Source organism: Mycoplasma hafezii (assembly GCF_049942695.1).
Taxonomy (GTDB): Bacteria; Bacillota_I; Bacilli_A; order Mycoplasmatales; family Metamycoplasmataceae; genus Mycoplasmopsis; species Mycoplasmopsis hafezii.
The window spans coordinates 347031-366811 of sequence record NZ_CP187940.1; the positions used below are offsets into that span (position 1 = coordinate 347031).

The window sequence follows — 19781 nt, forward strand, 5'->3', positions numbered from 1 at the left end:
GAGGAATTATGGCAGGACACTCACACGCAGCCAATATTATGCACCGTAAAGGAGCACAAGATGCAGCTAGAGGAAAAGTTTTCCAAAAACTTTCAAAAGAAATCTTTGTAGCAGCACAAAAAGGAGTTGACCCTGAAACTAACCCAGCATTAAAATTAGCTATTTCTAAAGCTAAATCAAAAAACATGCCTAAAGATAACATTGAAAGAGCTATTGCTAAAGCAAAAGGTGACAAAAACAGTCACGCTTTCGTTGAAACAATTTTTAATGCGACAGTTACAGGTGGTGCAAGTTTTATCGTTGTAACACTTAGTGATAACATTAACCGTGTTACTTCAAACGTACAAGCTTATTTTAGAAAACAAAATGCAACATTAGGAAAAACTAACCAAATTCCTTTTGCATTTGACAAAATGGGAATTATTGAAATTTCAAAACAATTAGTTACTGAAGATGAATTAATGATGGTAGCACTTGAAAATGGTGCTGATAACATTGAAAACGAAGAAGAATCATTTGTTGTTCTTTGTTTACCAGAAAACTTCACACAACTTAAAACTGCAATTGAAAACGATTTAGGAATTGATACATTCATTCAATGTGAAGTTACATATATTCCTAATATGTATGTTGAATACGATGAAGAAAAAGAAACTAAATTATTAGAATTTGCAGAAAAATTAAAAGATGATGATGATATTCAAGATGTATATCACAACATCGATGTTAAATTTAATTAATGAGCAACTTTTTACAAGAAATTTCATCTAAAATAATGGATGGAGTAGGTAATGAAGTATTAGGAAAAATTTTAATTGTTGTAATTTTCTTATTAGTACTTCTTGCTATTCCTGTAGGAATTTCTGTTTTATTCCCTTTATTTAAAAGCAAATTAAATCACCGTACTAAAGTATATTTATATGCTTTTTCAACTGGGTTTTTCATTGTGCTATCTACCTTTGGATTTTTACGTGAAGCACTTGAACAAGCTGGAGAAGCAACTGCTCATTCAAATTACAGTGAATGAGGTAAGTATGGATATAATATCGCAGTTGTATTTGGTGGTTTAGTAGGTGGAATTTTATTTTCATTTACTTTAAAATTTGCAATCTCATATCGTATTAATAAAAAATTATTACATAGCAAAAAATTAAGCTTATTTATTCATGATCATTCACACGAGCATGGTGGAGAAGGTCATGTGCACGAACACCCGGCTCATATTTTTAGTCAAGAAGATTCGATCGAATTAGCTGAAGAAGCTCTTGCAGAAAAAATCAGTGGTAAGATGAAAATTATTGCTCTTGCATTACTTTTAACACACAGAATTCCTGAAGGATTCTTAATTGGATATAACCTTAGTTTAACAGTAAATGGACAAGAAGCAGCAGTTACTAACTTAACATTAGCTTACTTTATTTCGCTTATTTTACATATGATTCCTGAAGAGCTTGTCTTCTATTACCGTTTAAGAGAAGCTGGATATGGTAGATGAAATTCTTTATTAATTTCAACTATTATGGATATGTTATTCTTACCATTTATGTTAATTGGTATGTTTGCAGGAACATCAATAGCATCTAATCCAGGAGCTCAAGGTGCGTTAATGGCAATTATCGCTGGAATTTTCTTATTTACATCACTTGTTGAATTTTTCCCAGAATTCTATCATGTTGAAATGAGCAAAAAAAGATGAATGGCTACAATTATCGCATTATTCATTGGGGTAGCATTTGCGGTATTTGTGTTATGTTTCCACTCACACTCACATGGACACGTACATAATTGTTTAGTAAGTACAACACTAGATTTACCAAAAGTGCAATTACCTAATTTACATACAAATTTAATAATTTAATCCTAAAAGTTGGTATTCCAACTTTTTTATTTTAAAAATCATACTTAGAAAACCTAAAATAACGCTATTAGGTATTAAATTAGGTATAATTTAAAAATAAATAAGAAAGATAAATAAAATGAAAAGAAAACAAAAGATTTGGATATTTAGTAGTGCAATATTTGGCAGTTTAATAATTTTTGTTGCATTAATTATTAGTTTAATTAAAAGTAATAAAAACGAATGAACTTCACTATTTTTTGCACTTGGACTTTTAGTAATTTTAGTTTTTACCACTATTTTACTTTACTTTGCAATTCGTAACTTTGCAAAATCTCGTGAATTAATTAAAGGTTCATTTAATAGTTTTGTCGAAGAAGTTATGTCAAATAATAATATTGGAATTATTATTTATGATATCGATCAAAAAATTATTTGATCAAGTAATTTTATAGCTAATAAGTTTAATAAAGATTTTATTGGTTTAAAAATTGATGATTTATTTAACAAAGTAAATTTAAAACTTGAACAAAATTGAAATATTACTGAAACTAAAAAAGAATTTGAATTTAATCATAGCTACTATGAAGCTCAATTTTGACCTACTTCAAATACGGTAGTTATTCGTGATATTTCAAGTGAATATTTATTTAAAATTGAAACTTGACAACAACAACCAGTTATTGGTGAGTTAGAAATTGATAACTTCCAATTATTCCAATCAATTCTATCTGAAGAACAATTATTCACAATTAATAAAGTTGTTATTGACGTAATGAATGAATATGTTGAAAAATATAATTTAATTTATCGTCAATATACAAATGGTAAGTTCGTTATTTTTACTAACGAAAATTCATTGCAAGAAATGTGTAAAGATGGATTTTATGAGTTAATGAATATTAATAACAGAATTAAAGGCCAAGATATTGGAAAACTTAGTTTATCACTTGGATTTGCTCACGGATGATCTTCATTAAAAGAAAAAATCGAGCAAGCTAAAAAAGCTTTAGTGCAAGCTCAAAGCCGTGGAGGAGATCAAGTAACTATTTTCTCAAACCAAGAAATGCCGGTTTACTATGGTTCTAACTCAGAAATTCTAGTTAATAATAGTAAAACTAAAATTCATCAAATTGCACGTAATTTTGAAGCTGCTTTAACTAATCCGAATATTACTCAAGTAATGGTTTACGGACACCAATTTGCTGATTTAGATGCAATTGGTTCAGCTTTAGCAATTTGTGAAATAGCACGTAATTTTGACAAAAAAGCTTATATTGCAAATGCAACATTAGATTCAACTGCAGAAAAAGCATTACGTGATATTTCTGAAAAACATAAAGATGCATTAAGCAATTTATTTATTAAAAACCCTAAAACGGCAACTAAAATGACTGATGCTAATACAGTTGTTGTTCTAGTTGATAACTCAGATCCAAATCGTACCGATAATAAAGAAGCATTGATTAACGCCGAAAGAGAAAACATATTTGTATTTGATCACCACCGTGTAGCTCATGAGGTTGATTATTGTCCACAAACAAATGTTTATATTGAAACTGGTGCAAGTAGTGCTTGTGAAATCGTAACTGAAATTATCACTTTCTTTAAAAAGCAAATTGATATTACTCAAATAGCTGCACAACTTTTACTAAGTGGTATTTATTTAGATACTAATCAATTTACTAAATCAGTTACTCCAAGAAGTTTTCAAGCTGCTGCTTGACTTGAATCTAAAGGTGCAAACGCAGTTATTAGTTCAGAGATGTTAAAAGTTGATGAAGAAGCTTCAAAAGAAGTTCAAGAAATATTAGCAAATACTGTTGAAATTAAAAAAGGATATTACTTAGCTTATACTGATAAAGAATGTTCAAACGATATTATTTCAATAGCTGCTAATGAATTATTAAAAGTTCGTGGTCGTGTAGCGAGTTTCGTAGTTGCTCGACTTAAAGGGACAAAATTATATAAATTAAGTGCACGTGGAATTGAAACGAATGTTCAAATTATTTGTGAAGCAGTTGGTGGTGGTGGTCACTTTGGAACCGCAGCAGCTGTTTCTGATGAAGATTTAGAAACATTTGTTGATAACATTAGACACGCAATTACAACAGCAGGGAGACATTTAAATTATGAAAGTAATTCTAATTAAAGATTGTAAAGACGGGAAAGCAAATACAGTAATCGAAGTATCAAATGGATATGGAAGTAACTTTTTAGTTAAAAATGGTTTTGGAGTTCCATATAATCCACAAACAGCTAAAATGTTAGAAAAAAAACTTGATAAGTTAGCTGCAGATGAACACGAAAAAAGAGCTGAAATGCTTGAATTAAAAGAAAAACTTGAAGCTCTTAGATTAAAATTTGAACTTACAGCTAATGTGGATGGAAACAAAAACCTTAACGTACATGGCTCAATTTCTACTAAAGATGTTGATAAGAAATTAAGAGATTTAGGTTTCAATATAAGTAAACACGCTTTACAAAAAATTCACTTAGTTTCTGAAGGTTTACATGAAGTTGATGCAGTTCTTTATAAAGATATTGTTGCTAAAATTCATATTGAATTAAGAATTAATGTTAAAGAGAAAAATTAATGTCTAAACATAAGCGTAAAAATCTTTTAGCTTTAGCTGAAAAGTTTAAAGATGTTAAACAAAATCCGAATACAGTTTATGCTGATGAGAACCTCGAAAAAAGAATTTTAGCTACAATGCTAGCAATTCAAGACAAACAATTAATGGCTTTAGATTATCTAAGTCCAGAAATGTTTTTCTACCTTAAAAACAAGGAGTTGTTTTTATTATTTAAAAACTGAAAGAAACAACTTAAGTATGAAAACATTTGATTTACATACAATGATATTTTAAATTTCTATGAAGATGAAATTAGAAATCAATCTAAAGAATATCCAAATATCTCAATTGAATATTTAAATGAAGTTGCAACAACATTATTTAACGAGCTGAATTTCTTAGCTGAAATCGACAAACTCAAAGAATTAAGCAATATGCGTAATCTTGAAGGATTCTTTTTAGAATACGCACACCAAATGGGCGGATTAAACAACAAACTTAATTTTAAGGATGTTTTATATGATTTTAGTGAATATGTTAATTTTAAAAATGATGGAGCACTTGAAAGCGGACAATTCCAATCAATCGAAGAAGTCTCAAATGCATTTCATGAATTTGTAATAGATATTCTGCAAAATAATGTTAATCAATTTAGTTTAAAAACTCATTATGAAGGAATTGATAAATATGTTAATGGTTTTAAACCAGGACAATTTATTGTGCTTGCAGCTCGTCCAGGAGTAGGTAAAACAGCGTTAGCTTTAAATATCGCAACTAACGTAGCTTCAGCGCATGAACAAGAACAAAACAATTTTGATTCACAAATTTTAAGCACTACGGATAATGAAACTAAACCGCAAATTAGACCAAAAAACGTCGCATTCATTTCACTTGAAATGCCAGTTAATGAATTAATTGCTCGTGTAATTTCATCAACAGTGCAAATTCCTTTATATGCTTTGCAAAATCCGAAGATGATCTTTGAAGATGAAATGATTAAAAATAAATTTAATTATTTCTTTACAAAGAAAATGAATCAAATGAATATTTATTTTGACGATACAGCAACAAGTAAAATTTCTGACATCGTATGAAAAATCAAAGCACTAGTTAAATCACTTGATGGCCAATTAGATTTAATTATTATTGATTACTTGCAACTTATTTCATCAAGTGATGCTACCGGAAACCGTCAAAACGAGGTTTCGGTTATTTCAAGAACCTTAAAGACTTTAGCATTAGAACTTAAAGTTCCAATTATTGCTTTATCGCAATTATCTCGTAGTGTAGAAAATAGAGAAGATAAGCGTCCACAGCTTCACGATTTACGTGAAAGTGGTTCAATTGAACAAGATGCTGACATTGTTATTTTCTTACACCGTGATTTAATACCAAATACCAAAGCAAATGAAAATGCTCAAAGTGAAACTGGTTCAAATTTAAACACACAAGGTCAAGGAAGTAAAACAATTGTTACGGTAGCAAAAAACCGTAATGGACAACCAGGAAGTGCCGAATTTATGTATTACGGTCCAACTGTTACATTCTTTGATCGTCATAAAAATAATTAAATAGGGAGTTAAAATGGATGGTTATTCCAGTTGTATAAAATTATTTTTAAATAAGGAGGCACAATGTCTCTAGAATTAAAAATCATTTTATCTTTTGTTTTAATTTTATTATTTTTATTAAGTAGTATTTACAGTGGTAGTGAAACTGCTTATTCAACTATTTCACCAGCAAGACTGCATGATATGGTGGAAAATAAGGAACGTTTTGCTACAATTATTCAAAAACAATCAAAAAGATACAACCAAATTTTAAGTACTATTTTGATTGGAAACAACTTAGTAAATGTTGGTTCAGCATCGCTGATGACTTACTTTATGGCTAGAGTTATAGGAAATGATGAAACAGCTGCAATTATTTCAACAGCAGTAATCACACCACTTTTAGTTTTATTTGGTGAAATTATTCCAAAACTTTTAGCTAAGTCATACCCTGTAAAATTCTTAAAAACTTTTTGTCTTTTTATTGAATTAAATTATTGATTATTCTTTATTTTGACATATCCAATTTCAAAAATTAGTAAGAAAGTATATGAAACTAATACTGAAGAAGATATTAAGAATTTTATTAAAATCGCTCAAGATGAAGGGGTGCTCCAAACTGGTGAATCAATTTTAGCTCAAAATGCTTTAGATCTAGATTCAACTAAAGTATCTTCACACTACATTAAATTAAAAGATGTTGAAACTGTTGATTTTAAAGCGACCGTTGGTGAAGCTCTTAAAATTTTTAAAGAAACAAATTATTCGCGTTTACCAGTTATAAAAGATGGACAACTAATTGGGATTATTCTAGTTAAAGATATTTTTCACGTTCAAAAATCTGAGCGTGTTGTGGACTATTTAAAAAACGTTCCAAATATTTCGGCTAACTCTATTTTATCCAGTGCACTTGAAAAACTCCGTGCTGCCCGTGCTCAAATGGGATTTGTGGTCGAAAATAATAGTTCAACAGATACAATCGGAATTATTACAATTGAAGATATTATCGAAGAAATCATTGGTGAAATTTATGATGAATACGATGATGATGAAGTGATTTATGAAATTTCGCTAGAAAAATCACACGTTCAATCTGATGTAAAAATGAATGAAGTATTTAAACAGCTTGAATTAGATACTGAATTACTTGAAGAAGGTGAAAGCGAATTAGATTTAAGAAGTTGATTATTAAAACGTACAAATAAAAGCAGATTAACTAAAAACACAAAATATATTATTGAAAATGAAATTTCATTTAAAGTAATTGAAATTGTTAAAAATCAGAAGTTTTCAGCAATAATTGAGGTTCATAAATTATAGTGATACAAAAAATAGTTGGCTATTAACCAACTATTTTTTTAATAATGGAATAGGTTTTAAATATGAAACTTCTGTTAAGTTTCCTAAATTTTTAAATCCAACACTGTTAAATAAGGTTGAGTCATAAATAATAGCAACGACCTCTTGTTGATTTTTTCCAAATCTTTTTGAGTCTAAAAATTCTTGAGGAATATCTGTATCATTTCTTGATTGATATCCGAATGTATAATGTCTTCCAGTAAGGTCATTTAGTATATCGACTATTTTTTGCGGTTCTGTTCCAGAACTTTTTGTAACTTCTGTTAAACCGATAATATCAAAACCAGTTTGTGCGATTAATTGAGCTATTGCAAGAACCTTACCTGGTTTTTTACCATTGTATTTTAGAATGTTTCAATGTGCAACTCTAATTGTATTTGTTTCGTTTTTTGGATATTCTTTTAATACTGAAGGGTTTGAATTTATTGTTTTACCATTAATTTCAATATCTGTATATACAGGTGCATGGTCACTTATTTTATTTCTAATATATTTTGTATCGTTTTCGTTTGTTTTTTCTCCAACTTGTTCAATTTCTTTACGTTTTCATATTTGATTTTGTTGGTAGAAACCACGTGCTATATCAACTTTAAATTTGAAATTATTTGCATTATCTTCATTGCTGGTTAAAACTCTAAAATCAGAATCCGAACCATTTATAAAGAACATTTTGTCATAAGGATTTTTATATCCACCTTTTGTATCTAGTGATGTATAAAATTTATCACCTACAACAGATGTATATAAACTATCTAAAACTGGTGTGATACCTTCAAAATTAGAATGTCTTTGTAAATAGAAATTAACATCCATAATATTTGTGTCACCACCAAAAATTACAAGATCTTCAGGATTACCGATATTTAAATAATAACGCATAACTGATGGCAGTGCTAAAAACTCACTAACTTCTTGAACTCCTTGCATTTCAAGTTTATCAGTTGTGGTCCCTGTGTTTGCTTCTAAAATTGCTCCTGAAGGAGAGTCCTCATTATTTGATTTAGAAACAGCAGGACTATCTAGATGATCAAAAATAGTTGTAATATTTGGAAGATTTAAACTTTTATCAGCAAATTCAAAAGTCATTCCAAATGGAGGACGAACGAAAATTGTTTTTTCAGTGAAAATTTTTGCTAATTTATTTTCTGAATCAACTTTCATTTCCATTCTTGGAGTGTTTTGATATTCTTCAAGTAATGTGACTTCATTATTGGTTTCTTCGTTTTTAGCTTCTTCACCTGTTTTAATTTCTTCTTTTACTTCCTCTTTTTTATCTTCTTTTTTAGTTTCGTCAGTAGATGTTGATGTTTTTTCTTGTTTTTCTTCATCTTTCTTTATTTCTGAAGTTTCTTCACTTTTTTTATTTTTATCATCTTCTTTACTTGAATCAGAATTTTCTTTTTCGTTTGTTTTTACTTCATCAACTGGTTTAGGCTCAGGTTGTGGAGTTGGTTCTGGTGTAGGTTTTATTTCATCTTGTTTTTTATCTTCTCCATCTGTTTTAATTTCTTCTTTTACTTCGTCTTTTTTATCTTCTTTTTTAGTTTCGTCAGTAGATGTTGATGTTTTTTCTTGTTTTTCTTCATCTTTCTTTATTTCTGAAGATGATTCTTCTTTTTTGTTGTTATCACCTTTTTTATCTATCTCAACTTCGTCAACTGGTTTTGGTTGTGGAGTTGGCTCTGGTACTGGTTTAGGTTCATCTTTTTTAATGCATCCAGCTGATAATGCGGTTGCACTTGCTAAAGGTAATGTGACTAATGTACCTCATAATAATTTTTTAAAAATTTTACTCTTCATTCTTTACTCCTAATTGCTATATCTATAATTTTATTAAAATATCAAATCTTTTTATGTTTTATCTTTTGAACTATTAAAATAATGTGGTTTGTTTTCATAAATGATGAGATTTAGTTAAATTACACACTATAAAAAAATAATTAGTTTATTTTTTGTAAAATATAAAAAATAAATTCTTTATTAGTTGGAGGAAAGATGAACGACGAAGAATTAAAAAAATTTACTCTTGATACTGATAAGGATATTAAGGATGCACTAAAAGAAATTGAAAAGAAATATGGGAAAGAAGCTATTATGCTTCTTGGACAAATTCCTGAAGCAAATGTCGAAACTTTTCATAGTGGAAGTTACGTCTTAGATCAAGCACTTGGTATTAATGGATTTCCACGTGGAAGAATTATTGAAATCTATGGACCTGAAAGCTGTGGAAAGACAACTTTAAGTTTACACGCTATTGCGTCGGTGCAAAAATTAGGTGGAATTGCGGCTTTTATTGATGCTGAACATTCAATTGATCCTGGTTATGCTGCGAACATAGGGGTTGATATCGATAATTTAATTTTATCTCAACCAGATTCTGGTGAGCAAGCATTAGAAATAGTTGATATACTAGCTAAAACTGGTAAAGTTGATTTGATTGTGGTTGACTCAGTTGCAGCGTTAGTTCCTGAAGCTGAATTAAATGGAGAAATGACAGATCAACAAATAGGCTTACAAGCTAGATTAATGTCTAAAGCATTGCGTAAAATAACAGGTAACTTAAATAAAAATAGAACTACAATTATTTTTATTAATCAAATTCGTGAAAAAGTAGGAATTGTTTTTGGAAATCCTGAAACTACTCCAGGTGGTCGAGCACTTAAATTTTACTCAAGCATTAGAGTAGAAGTTCGTAAAGGATCTGTAATTAACGAATCAAAAGATATAGTTGGTAATGAAATTAAATTTAAAGTAGTTAAAAATAAACTTTCAGGACCATATAAAACTGCTAATAGTGAAATTTATTTTGCTAGAGGAATTGATACTTTAGGAGAATTAGTAGATTTCGGTGTCGAATACGGACTATTTGAGAAAAAAGGTGCTTGATACAGTATTCAAGACAAAAACATTGCTCAAGGTAAAAAGAATATGAAAGATTATCTCGAAACGCATCCAGAACTTAAAGAACAAGTTTTAGAGAAAATCAAAATCAAAGCATAATTCAAGTAGTGATGACTCACTACTTTTTTATATAAAAAATCGATAGCATAAACTATCGATTGGTTTCATTATTAATCTAAATAATCATTAATTCCGTTGAATGTTTGTTCTTCTGGATAATTGATTTTTCAATATCCTGTATCAATTCTCTTTTGAATTTTCTTTTGACGGTGTAATTCCAATTTACTTCATACTCAAGTACAAATGAAAATAGATGAGTAAACACCAATTGAAATACCAAATAACATAACGATGTTAAATGAGAAGTCAGTAGCGTTTTGGAATGCAAGAAGAACAGCGATTGCAAATAAAGTAGTTAATGAAGTATAAATACTTCTTTTTAATGTATCAGCAATTGATTGGTTAATGATTGTTCGAATATCTTCCTTAGTAAGAATTTTACGGATGTATCTAGAATTGATTGTTTCACGAATTTTATCGAATGTTACAACTGTATCGTTAATACTTAATCCTAAAATAGCAAGCATAGCAGCAACTAAAATTGTTGAAACTTGTAAACGTGTGATGATAATAAATGCAATAACCATCAAGAAGTCGTGTAACAATCCGATAATTGCAGCAATAGAGTAAGTGTAATTCATTCTGAATAATAAGTAAAGAATTATTCCGATGAAACTAATTCCTGTTGCTAATAAAGCGTTAAGTACTAATTTTTGAGCTTCTGAGTTTGAAACTTGGAAAGTTAATAAGTTGTAATTATTATTAACTTGTTTAATAATTGCAGAAATTTGTGAAACAAGGTTTTCTTGATTTACAGCTTGTGTTGTGTTGATTGATACTATGTATGAGTGTTGTTCATTATTTGATAAACTAATTGAAATTGCTTTAGCTAAATTATTAATTTCTAAAGCATCTTGGTTAGCTAATAATAATTCTTTAATATGCTCTGCTTGTTCTTTAGAAATAATAATTCCATTAGCTTCATCACCAATAATAGAAATGTTAATTCCACCACTAAATTCGATAGATGAATTAATACCAGCAGAAAGATTTTTATTAATTCCTGCAAGTACACTAAAGACAATTGCAGCAATAACAATGAAGGTTAAAGATAATAAAACAAAATATTTAGAATATTTTAAAAAGTCAGCATTATCAATTTTTTGTCTAAACTTAGTTGGATTATTAATGTATCTTTTTCTTACACCAAGTAAGTAAAGTCGTTTATCAAAAATTCCACTGTTTGCAAGTAAAGTAGCAAGAAAACGTTGGAAAACAAGCATTACTAATAATGTAAATAACACTGATAATGTTAAAGTAATACTAAATCCTTTAACATCTTTGGTTCCAAAGTAGAATAAGACAAATCCAACTAAAATTGTTGTAATATTTGCATCTAAAATACTTGAAAGAGACTGACGATTAGCATTTTTATAGGATTTTTTAAACGAGTCTCCTTCATAAATTTGTTTCTTAAGCCGTTCGTAAGTAATAACATTAGCATCAACGCTAATACCAATACCAATAATTAAAGCAGCAAGTGTTGATGGCGAGTATTCTCCACGTAATGCTGTGAACATTAATAAAGTTAAGAAAATATAAAGAGCCATACTAATAGTACTTAAAGCTCCGAGTAAACCGTAGTTTACAATCATTCAAAGTGCAATTGCCACGAAAATAATAATTCCAGCAATCATCGCATATTTAAATGCATTTTGGTTTTTGTCAGCTTGTAAATAACGTTTGTAAAGTGGTTTTAATTCGTAATTACTTAAACCGAATTTAATGTTATCTGCAAGTTTTTGAGCACTATCTTGAGTGAATTGTCCTTGAATTACAGTTTTACCACTAGTAATTGCACTAGAAACAGCAGGAGAAGAAATTAAGTATAAACCTGCATTAAAGTCATTTTCTTTTAATGCGTTTTCTACTTTAGCTTCATTTAAAACTGATTCATTTACGTGAACAAAGTTTCAAAGGTTTTTGTTTGCTTTTTCTCATGCTTCACGGTTTGCAGGACTTTCTGCAATTTGATATAACTTATCTAAGTTTAATCAAATAAGCATTCTTTTATCTTTAAGAGTAGAAATGTATTGAGTTGCATCGGTTCAAGCGTTTTTACCGCTTTCGCCAGCAAGCTCAATTTCAACAGTTCATTTACCACCTGGCTCAACTGCAGCAGCGACTGAATTATTACCAGTTGCAAATGGTGGAATAAATGTAGATAAAGGTTTTAGTTGTCCGTTTGCACCAAAAAGAGATGCGTCCTTTTCAAATTTAACTACTGAACCATCTCTAACAAATAGAGGATGCATTTCTGTATCTGTAATTGTTAAAATTGGTTTAGTAACAATTTCTTTTTCAAAATCATTTAATTCGTTTGAAGAATATGAACCACTTTTTGTAATTCTTAATTTTCCATCTCCTTCTGTTGAAACGGTAATTCCATTTAATCCTGTTCCACCTGTAAGACGGTTAAAAAGTGATTTATTAACAAGTTCAGTTAAGGTTGGATCTGCGTTTTCAACTTCGTTTTTCTCATTCTTAACTTGTGCTTGTACTAAAACTTCAACACCACCACCATATTCGATTGATTTATTAACGTTTTTTGAAATGTAAAACGTACTACCAAATACGATTGCAACACCAGCTGCGGCAATGGTTATAAAACTAATTAAAAATCTTTTGAAATTATTTATTTTCAACGTCTTTTTAATTCAATTAATCATAATTTAAATAATACCATAAAATGCGTGAAAAATATAACTAAAAACGCAGTAATTAAGAATTAAAATAATTATTTTTATGTTCAGAATTTATTATATTTTTTTCATTTTTTTATCACAAGAATATTGTTTTACTAAGCTTATGCCTATTAATACTTAAACCTAAATATAAGTTAATTGATTCTAGCTTTTTATATAAAAAAATCTCGGAATTACCGAGATTAAGAGATTTTGAGTAAACTAGCAGGACCATAGTAGTTTGCGACAAAATCTTGTTCGTATTCATTAACTAGTTGTTCTGTTAATTCTTTGTAATTGAAATATTTATTAATTTGATCTAAATCTATGTTTGAGCGAATGTCGTCTCTAAAGTAAATAATTCTAGGGTTTAAAATATAATCATTATTTTGATTAATATCAATTTCTAGGACAACATTTCTCATATTTAGAAAAATAATATTTTTGAATTCTGGATTATTTGATTCGAATACCTTAAGATGATTGATAGTTGAGGTAGAAAGCTTAAAACCATTAGGAGATAAAGTATAGTGTTTATGTTTTCAGGCTTGACTAGGATCATCTAGGTCACTGGCTTTAATTAAACCAATTTGGTGTTGATAAAGTCTAGAATTTAGTACTTTACCATCTTTTTCATAGAGAAAGAATTTAGGATTAAGTAAACGAAAGTTTTTAATATTGTTAATTATTGTAAGAGAATTTTGGGTTATTAAATTATTATATTCTTGACTATTAAATTTTGCATCTTTAAGGGCATTTTGGAGATTGTTGAAGGTTAATTGTGAAGGAAGAAACTTTGCATCTAACTTGGAGTGAATTTCAATTTGTTCTGCAGTAGGTTTTTTATCATTGCATGAAACAGAAATTAGAGAAGGAATGGTAACAATAGGGGTAGAAAGAAAGAAAAATAGTTTTTTATTCATAAGATATATCTACTACAGTATAACGTAGTTGTGTGCCTCCATAGTGATCGGTAAATAATATTTCGTTAGTATTACTTCCATAAATATTGTAATTTGCAAAGCTTTTGGTATCTTGAATGTATTTTTCTAAACTAAAATCTTTTAATTTATCTTTAGAAGCTAATAGTTTAGGGAATGTATAAACATACATTAAAACATTAGTTGATGGTTTTTGCTCACCATCTTTGTAGAATGACATATTAAACTGGATAATAAATCCGTCTTTTGTAAGTAAGTAAACGCGTTTTTCGTTTTCATAATCATCGTTTGAATATTCTTGAACAACATAATCAATAAATTCATTAGAGCTTGGAGTATAAAAATTATTATAAAGCAAGCTATTTTCTAAATTTTCTTTTTCGTATTCTTCGACAGTTTTATCACGTCCAAAGTCTTGTGTTTGAATAAATGTTAATTGTGGTAAGTGGTATAAATAATATAACCAATTAGTGTGACTAAATTTTCGAGTAACTGTTTCGCCGTATTCAATTGGAGCAGCATCACCAAAGAAGCTAAAAGCATCTCTGAACGCTCCTGTAATGTTATTTGCATATCTTAAAGCAACTTGTACTTTTTTAGCATATTCATTACCGAGATTAAATTGCTCGTTAAGGAATTCTGTTTTTGCATCATTATCTGTGTATAAATTATTAAGAATAGTTTGAATTGCATCTTGCTTAATAAATGCGTTAAATTTATCTTGTTCACTCTGCATCTTTTTAACTACTGCTTGTTCATTAGTACAGCTGAGTGCTGTTAATGGAGCACTGAGTAATGAAAGTGCAGCAAAATATTTAAATATTTTTTTCATACTACTCCTTTAATAATGTTGGATACACATAAACAGGTTCACCATAACGTTGTTTTTTAACCATATCTGTTATAAATTGTTCGTAAGCAGCTGGCACACCATGAATAAATGCATAGTGATAAATGCTTGAAATTAAGTTTAATGAAATTTCAGGTGCTTTTAAATTAGGGAAATATCAAATATTATCTGAAATTTCAACATAAGTATTGTTGTTTGAGATGTTTTTAATCATAATTCTAAAAACTAATTTATCTTTTGAAAGATAGTAAACTGTACTGTTTGCTAGCTCACTGCTTTCTGAACCGACTACCATATTACCAAGTAAATCATCGGTTACACGGTAAGGGTTTGGAGGTAATAAGTTTTTGAATTTGTTTAAATAATTTTTATCAATGAAATCTAGATTTTTAAATGTTTCACCAATAAACTCTAAATAGTTAAATTTAAATAAATCTAAATGCATTAAAAAGAAATATCAGTTTTTACTTGCTCATTGCATAATTTGGTCGTTGTATGCACTGATTTTATCTGTTAAAGAACTTAATTGTTGATTTGCGACTTTAATTTTTTCGCGTGTTTCTTCAAGTTCTTTAGCAAAGTTTTGAGGTAAGAATTCGTATTTTCTTAAATCCTCATTTAGTTGTGCAATTTCTTGATCTAATTTGGATTTAGTTTCAAAAGTTTCTTGATTTGCTTGATAAATTTCTTGAAATGATGGAAGAACATTAGCTTCGGTTTGAGAATTTAAAAATGCAGTTTTAGCTGTTTCGTCATTTTTAAATACAAGTTTTAAAATTTGGTTAAGTAATGCTTCATTATGTTTTTGTTCATTTACTTCTTTAATATCAATATGATCAAACTTATGATCGATATACTTTTCCATTTTTTGTACGTTTTGATAATTAGCACATGATAAAGCTGTGAAAGACATTAAAGGTAAGAAACTTAACAGCATTCATTTTTTCTTATTTTTCATTGACAAAACCTCAAGTGTATTTTTCGAAACTAACTTTGTTATTCTCATCATTTTGCATTTTTTGGATTACTAATGAAAGTAATTGAGCGTAGTTCTTAGAACTAAATAATTTAATAAATGCTACATCATTAAATTGTTTTGAAACCGCTTCTTCATTAATTGGATCGTCGAAATTTTTTAAATAATCAATTTCTTTTTGTATTTGTGCTTGATTTACTTCTTGAATCATTTCGATTAATTTTGAACTAAATGCATCAACGCTGATGTTATTAGAAATTACATATAAATCAGGAAGTAAAAAGATTTGTTTTTTATCATTTTGATCTTGATACGTTAATAACATTAAAAACTTATTTGTATCAATTTGCATAAAGTACATTTTTTTGTTTTTTAGTTCATCGTATTTTGATAATTGGAAATCTTTAATATATATTTTTTGAATATTAGAGTCTTTTAATGTGATACTTAATGGTTTATCTGATTCTAAAAACTTATTAAAGATATTATTTCCTGCACTAGCATTTCCTGAATATTCATTACCATAAGGGTTAAAAACAAATTGTAACTTTTCTAAGTTGTTTAAATATCAGAATCATTCGTTGGTTAATGCTTGTTCGATGTTTTTAATTGATTGAATAGTTTGTTTTGTGTTGGAATCAGCATTTTTTAATACTTTTTGATCTCATAGTGGCGCAAAAATTAGTGATGTACGATATTCAGGAATTAAACTATTACCGATTTGACTTTGTGTACGATAAAAGTCTTTAAGTTCATTTTGATTATTATCAAAATAAGTTTCAGTAAGTAATTTTAAATTGTGATTAATAGTTTGTGCAAATGGTTTGTTATAACTAATGTGACTGTTGTTACATGATAGTGCAGATAAGGGTACTGCAACACTAGATAAAAGTCCTAAACTAATTTTTCAAAACTTTTTCATAGTAGATTTTTTCTAACGAATCGTTTTTAGTTCCACTATAAACGATTTTTCCTTGGTGAATTAATGTTAATGAGTCTACGTATTTATCAATTTCGCTTAACACGTGAGATGAAATGAAAATAGTAGTACCTTTTTTATTTAACTCTTGTAAATAACTAAATAAGTTATAACGAGCTGTTGGATCTAGGTTTGCAGCAGGTTCGTCAAGAATTAAAAGTTCTGGATCGAACATTAATGCTTGAATTAAGAGGATTTTTTTCTTTTGACCTGATGAAAAGTCGTATGGTTTTTTATTTTTTAAGTCTTCGATTTGAAAAACTTGTAAAAAGTGATTAATTTTATTTTCTAATTCTTTATGAGATAGATTATTAAGTTTACCAAGAGCATATAAATAATTAAATACAGTGATGTCTTTAGGGAAAATAGCATTTTCAGGAACATATCCAAGATATTTTTTACTTTCTGGATTAGTATTTAAAATATCGTTAATTAAGATGTCTCCTTCATATGAGTAATAAGCACCAACAATACTTTTAATTGTTGTAGTTTTACCAGCTCCGTTTTCACCAATAAAAGCGTGAAAGCTTCCTTTTGGAACGCTAAAGTTTAAATCAAAAACTCCAACTTGCTTATCTTTTTGAGAATAAATCTTATTGAGATTTTTAACTTCTAATATTTTTTGCATTATTTATAATCCTTTTTACTGTATTTGTAATTATTGATAAACATTAAGACTGCAACTAATGTTACTCAAATTGCTAAGTATCCAATTTTAGATACTTGTTTTGCTCCTTTTTCTAATTGGTAAACTGTATCAAGTGTTTGAAATACATAATTATCACTTTTTGTTAAGTTAAATCTAATAATAACTTTTGGAGAATCATCAATAGTTGTTACTTCTTGAATTGGTGTATATTGACTATATCCACCGATTAAGTAGTCTAAACCATTGATTTGAATTTTAAATTGACTTGGTGTATAACTTTTTGAAATGTCTTCATTTAATAAAATGGCATTTGCAAGTGGTGTTTGATTAAAGTTAAAGTAAATGTGATATAAAAGTGCTGTTGCTAAATAAACTTTCTTTTCAGTGTCTGTTTTAATAAGTTTATTTTTAATAGCTGTTTGATTAAATACTGTAACTAATGAGTTTGCATAAGTGTTTAAAAAACTATTTTCATCAGCTAATTGTGATTGAATGGTTTCTAAAACTGCATCTTTTGTTGCGAATAAATCTTCTGTATTAGTTTGGTTCATTACTCCACTAAATAATTTAGTTGCGTATGAATTAAATGAGCTATCTCCAAGAACTTCTTTTAAGTAAGTTCATTTAAGTTCACCAACAAGGTTATCGCTAGCGCTAAATGTGTATTTATCTTCTGGGAATTGAACTTTGAAATCATCAGCACCAACTCTAGCATAAATTAAGTTTGTATTAACAATATTGTTTCTAAAGCTTTGGTTTTTTAGTGCTCCAGGGACAATAAATTTACTAATTGCTTCGCTTTTTTCGTTTAACACTTCAAATACTTGTAATCCATTTGTTTTAGGATTTGCAGCATCATTTTTAACTAGTGAATAGTTATATAAATATGATGTACTTTCTGGTGCGTTTAAGTATGAATTTGTGTAGTTTTTATGTTGAGCAACACTTTCGAAGACGTTTTGCTCATTTAAATTAAATAAGTCTAAAAATTGGTATGGAAGAATTGCTCAAGAGTATGCAACGACACCACTTGATGCACGTTTAGATAGTGTGTAACTATCTTTTAAGAATTCTTCTTGTTTTGAACTGAATGTTTCATTTTGATATCCATTTGGAACGATAAATAAATTATTATCTCCATTTAAATAAAATTCTTCAGTGTTAGAAATTTTTCCTGATAAGTTGTCTTTATATTTTAAGTTTAAGTAATAAGCAAAGTTATTAGCCACACTGGTTGAATAACTGCTTAAAACTACTCCAGCAACCATTAATGGTGTAGAAATTATTAAAGGTGCAGTTAAAGCTATTTTTGAATTAGCATAGTAAGCAATAATAGATGTTATTAATCCAAAGAAGTTGAAGATTAAAACAAATCCAAAGAAGCTAACTAATAGTAATAAAACTAATGAGCTAAACATATGTAAGCTTAAACCGATAAATAAGTTAGTAAATAATAATAAGATTCCATATCCAAGACTAAATAGTAAGGCATATGTTGTTTTAGCACGATAAATATTTTTACGACTAATAGATTTACTTAAAGCAAGAATTTCCATTCCTTCTTTTTCAAGGTCGTTAAAAATATTTAAATATAAAATTGAGCTATAAAAAATAGTAATTAAAATTTCAACAAAAGCGGTAATTAAAATTACTAAATAAGCTGAACTTTGTAAATTAATTGCTCCAAATACAATTGCTGCAATTACTGAAATTGCTAATCATAAAATCGGAACAATAATAATTATTTTTTTAGTTAATAAAAGTTTTGATAAAAAACTTCAATAGTTTTTAATTTGCTTCATTTTTTCCTTTCGATATATTACTGTGCAGAAATATTATAATATAAATATTACTTTTGAGTAATAAAAAAGAAAAAAATAAAAGTACACTTATTCGTGTACTTATAGTATAGAAAACATAGTTTTTACTTTAACTTGTTTAAATATCTTTTATGTCTTTCTAAAGTTGAATTAATATCAACCATCTCTAAATCACTCATAAAAAAGACAGTTTGAATCTCAGGATTTAGAGATTGATTAATATAATTTATTTCTTGTTCATAATTAAAATCTGCTGTGTCGCGGAGTCCACGAACTAGGTAATCTGCACCAAGAGATTGAGCAAAATCGACAGTAAAATCTTTTTCGTTGGTTAGTACTGACACATTTTGAAATCCTAAATTTGATATTTCAGATTCGATAAAAATTTTATTATTGTGAATATTTGAATTATCTTCTTTATCTGGATTAACTGTAACTACCACATAAATATGATCGAATAATTTTGCTGCTTTTTCTAAAATATGTTGGTGTCCTAAATGTCAAGGATTAAAACTACCAGCAAAAACGGCTTTTTTCAT

16 protein-coding genes are annotated in these 19781 nt (G+C 28.4%); 7 read left to right on the forward strand and 9 right to left on the reverse strand.

Annotation, left to right across the window (positions count from 1 at the left end):
- Positions 1-8 precede the first annotated feature (8 nt).
- The 6 genes from ACPYPZ_RS01255 to ACPYPZ_RS01280 all read left to right on the forward strand — a co-directional run bounded on the left by ACPYPZ_RS01255 (position 9) and on the right by ACPYPZ_RS01280 (position 7283).
- Positions 9-740 carry a YebC/PmpR family DNA-binding transcriptional regulator gene (locus ACPYPZ_RS01255; protein WP_426461518.1) on the forward strand — a complete coding sequence of 244 codons (732 nt, stop codon included), beginning with the start codon at positions 9-11 and terminating at the stop codon, positions 738-740.
- Positions 740-1858 carry a ZIP family metal transporter gene (locus ACPYPZ_RS01260; RefSeq protein WP_426461519.1) on the forward strand — a complete coding sequence of 373 codons (1119 nt, stop codon included), beginning with the start codon at positions 740-742 and terminating at the stop codon, positions 1856-1858. The genes ACPYPZ_RS01255 and ACPYPZ_RS01260 overlap by 1 nt, the downstream gene beginning before the upstream one ends.
- A 118-nt stretch (positions 1859-1976) precedes the next feature.
- A complete protein-coding gene (locus tag ACPYPZ_RS01265; protein ID WP_426461520.1) occupies positions 1977-3989 on the forward strand; it encodes a DHH family phosphoesterase in 2013 nt (670 codons plus the stop codon).
- Positions 3970-4434, forward strand: coding sequence for a 50S ribosomal protein L9 (rplI, locus tag ACPYPZ_RS01270; protein ID WP_426461521.1), 465 nt, complete (start codon positions 3970-3972; stop codon positions 4432-4434). The genes ACPYPZ_RS01265 and rplI overlap by 20 nt, the downstream gene beginning before the upstream one ends.
- On the forward strand, positions 4434-5984 hold the full coding sequence (locus ACPYPZ_RS01275; RefSeq protein WP_426461522.1) for a DnaB-like helicase C-terminal domain-containing protein: 1551 nt from the start codon (positions 4434-4436) through the stop codon (positions 5982-5984). The genes rplI and ACPYPZ_RS01275 overlap by 1 nt, the downstream gene beginning before the upstream one ends.
- A 63-nt stretch (positions 5985-6047) precedes the next feature.
- Complete coding sequence (locus tag ACPYPZ_RS01280) at positions 6048-7283, forward strand: CNNM domain-containing protein (protein WP_426461523.1); 1236 nt, start codon at positions 6048-6050, stop codon at positions 7281-7283.
- A 30-nt stretch (positions 7284-7313) separates the two neighbouring features.
- On the opposite strand, the gene ACPYPZ_RS01285 is transcribed toward ACPYPZ_RS01280, so the two are convergent.
- A complete protein-coding gene (locus ACPYPZ_RS01285) occupies positions 7314-9122 on the reverse strand; it encodes a hypothetical protein (protein WP_426461524.1) in 1809 nt (602 codons plus the stop codon).
- Between the two features lie 195 nt (positions 9123-9317).
- On the opposite strand from ACPYPZ_RS01285, the gene recA reads away from it, so the two are divergent.
- Complete coding sequence (gene recA / locus ACPYPZ_RS01290) at positions 9318-10322, forward strand: recombinase RecA (RefSeq protein ID WP_426461525.1); 1005 nt, start codon at positions 9318-9320, stop codon at positions 10320-10322.
- A gap of 71 nt (positions 10323-10393) precedes the next feature.
- Here recA and secDF read toward each other — a convergent pair whose 3' ends face one another.
- The 8 genes from secDF to coaD form a co-directional block, all read right to left on the reverse strand.
- Positions 10394-13012 carry a protein translocase subunit SecDF gene (gene secDF, locus ACPYPZ_RS01295; RefSeq protein WP_426461526.1) on the reverse strand — a complete coding sequence of 873 codons (2619 nt, stop codon included), beginning with the start codon at positions 13010-13012 and terminating at the stop codon, positions 10394-10396.
- 218 nt (positions 13013-13230) lie between these two features.
- A complete protein-coding gene (locus ACPYPZ_RS01300; RefSeq protein ID WP_426461527.1) occupies positions 13231-13950 on the reverse strand; it encodes a hypothetical protein in 720 nt (239 codons plus the stop codon).
- Positions 13943-14800, reverse strand: coding sequence for an aromatic motif membrane protein (locus ACPYPZ_RS01305; RefSeq protein ID WP_426461528.1), 858 nt, complete (start codon positions 14798-14800; stop codon positions 13943-13945). Before ACPYPZ_RS01305 ends, ACPYPZ_RS01300 begins: the two co-directional genes overlap by 8 nt.
- A 1-nt stretch (position 14801) precedes the next feature.
- Positions 14802-15776 (reverse strand): aromatic motif membrane protein, encoded by a 975-nt coding sequence (locus ACPYPZ_RS01310; protein WP_426461529.1) that lies wholly within the window; start codon positions 15774-15776, stop codon positions 14802-14804.
- A complete protein-coding gene (locus ACPYPZ_RS01315; protein ID WP_426461530.1) occupies positions 15766-16716 on the reverse strand; it encodes an aromatic motif membrane protein in 951 nt (316 codons plus the stop codon). Before ACPYPZ_RS01315 ends, ACPYPZ_RS01310 begins: the two co-directional genes overlap by 11 nt.
- The gene (locus tag ACPYPZ_RS01320) at positions 16694-17401 is read right to left on the reverse strand and encodes an ABC transporter ATP-binding protein (RefSeq protein WP_426461531.1); all 708 of its coding nucleotides are present in this window, start codon (positions 17399-17401) and stop codon (positions 16694-16696) included. Before ACPYPZ_RS01320 ends, ACPYPZ_RS01315 begins: the two co-directional genes overlap by 23 nt.
- Entirely contained in the window at positions 17401-19224 is a 1824-nt protein-coding gene (locus tag ACPYPZ_RS01325) for a hypothetical protein (RefSeq protein ID WP_426461532.1), read from the reverse strand. The genes ACPYPZ_RS01320 and ACPYPZ_RS01325 overlap by 1 nt, the downstream gene beginning before the upstream one ends.
- 122 nt (positions 19225-19346) lie before the next feature.
- The gene (coaD, locus tag ACPYPZ_RS01330) at positions 19347-19781 is read right to left on the reverse strand and encodes a pantetheine-phosphate adenylyltransferase (protein WP_426461533.1); all 435 of its coding nucleotides are present in this window, start codon (positions 19779-19781) and stop codon (positions 19347-19349) included.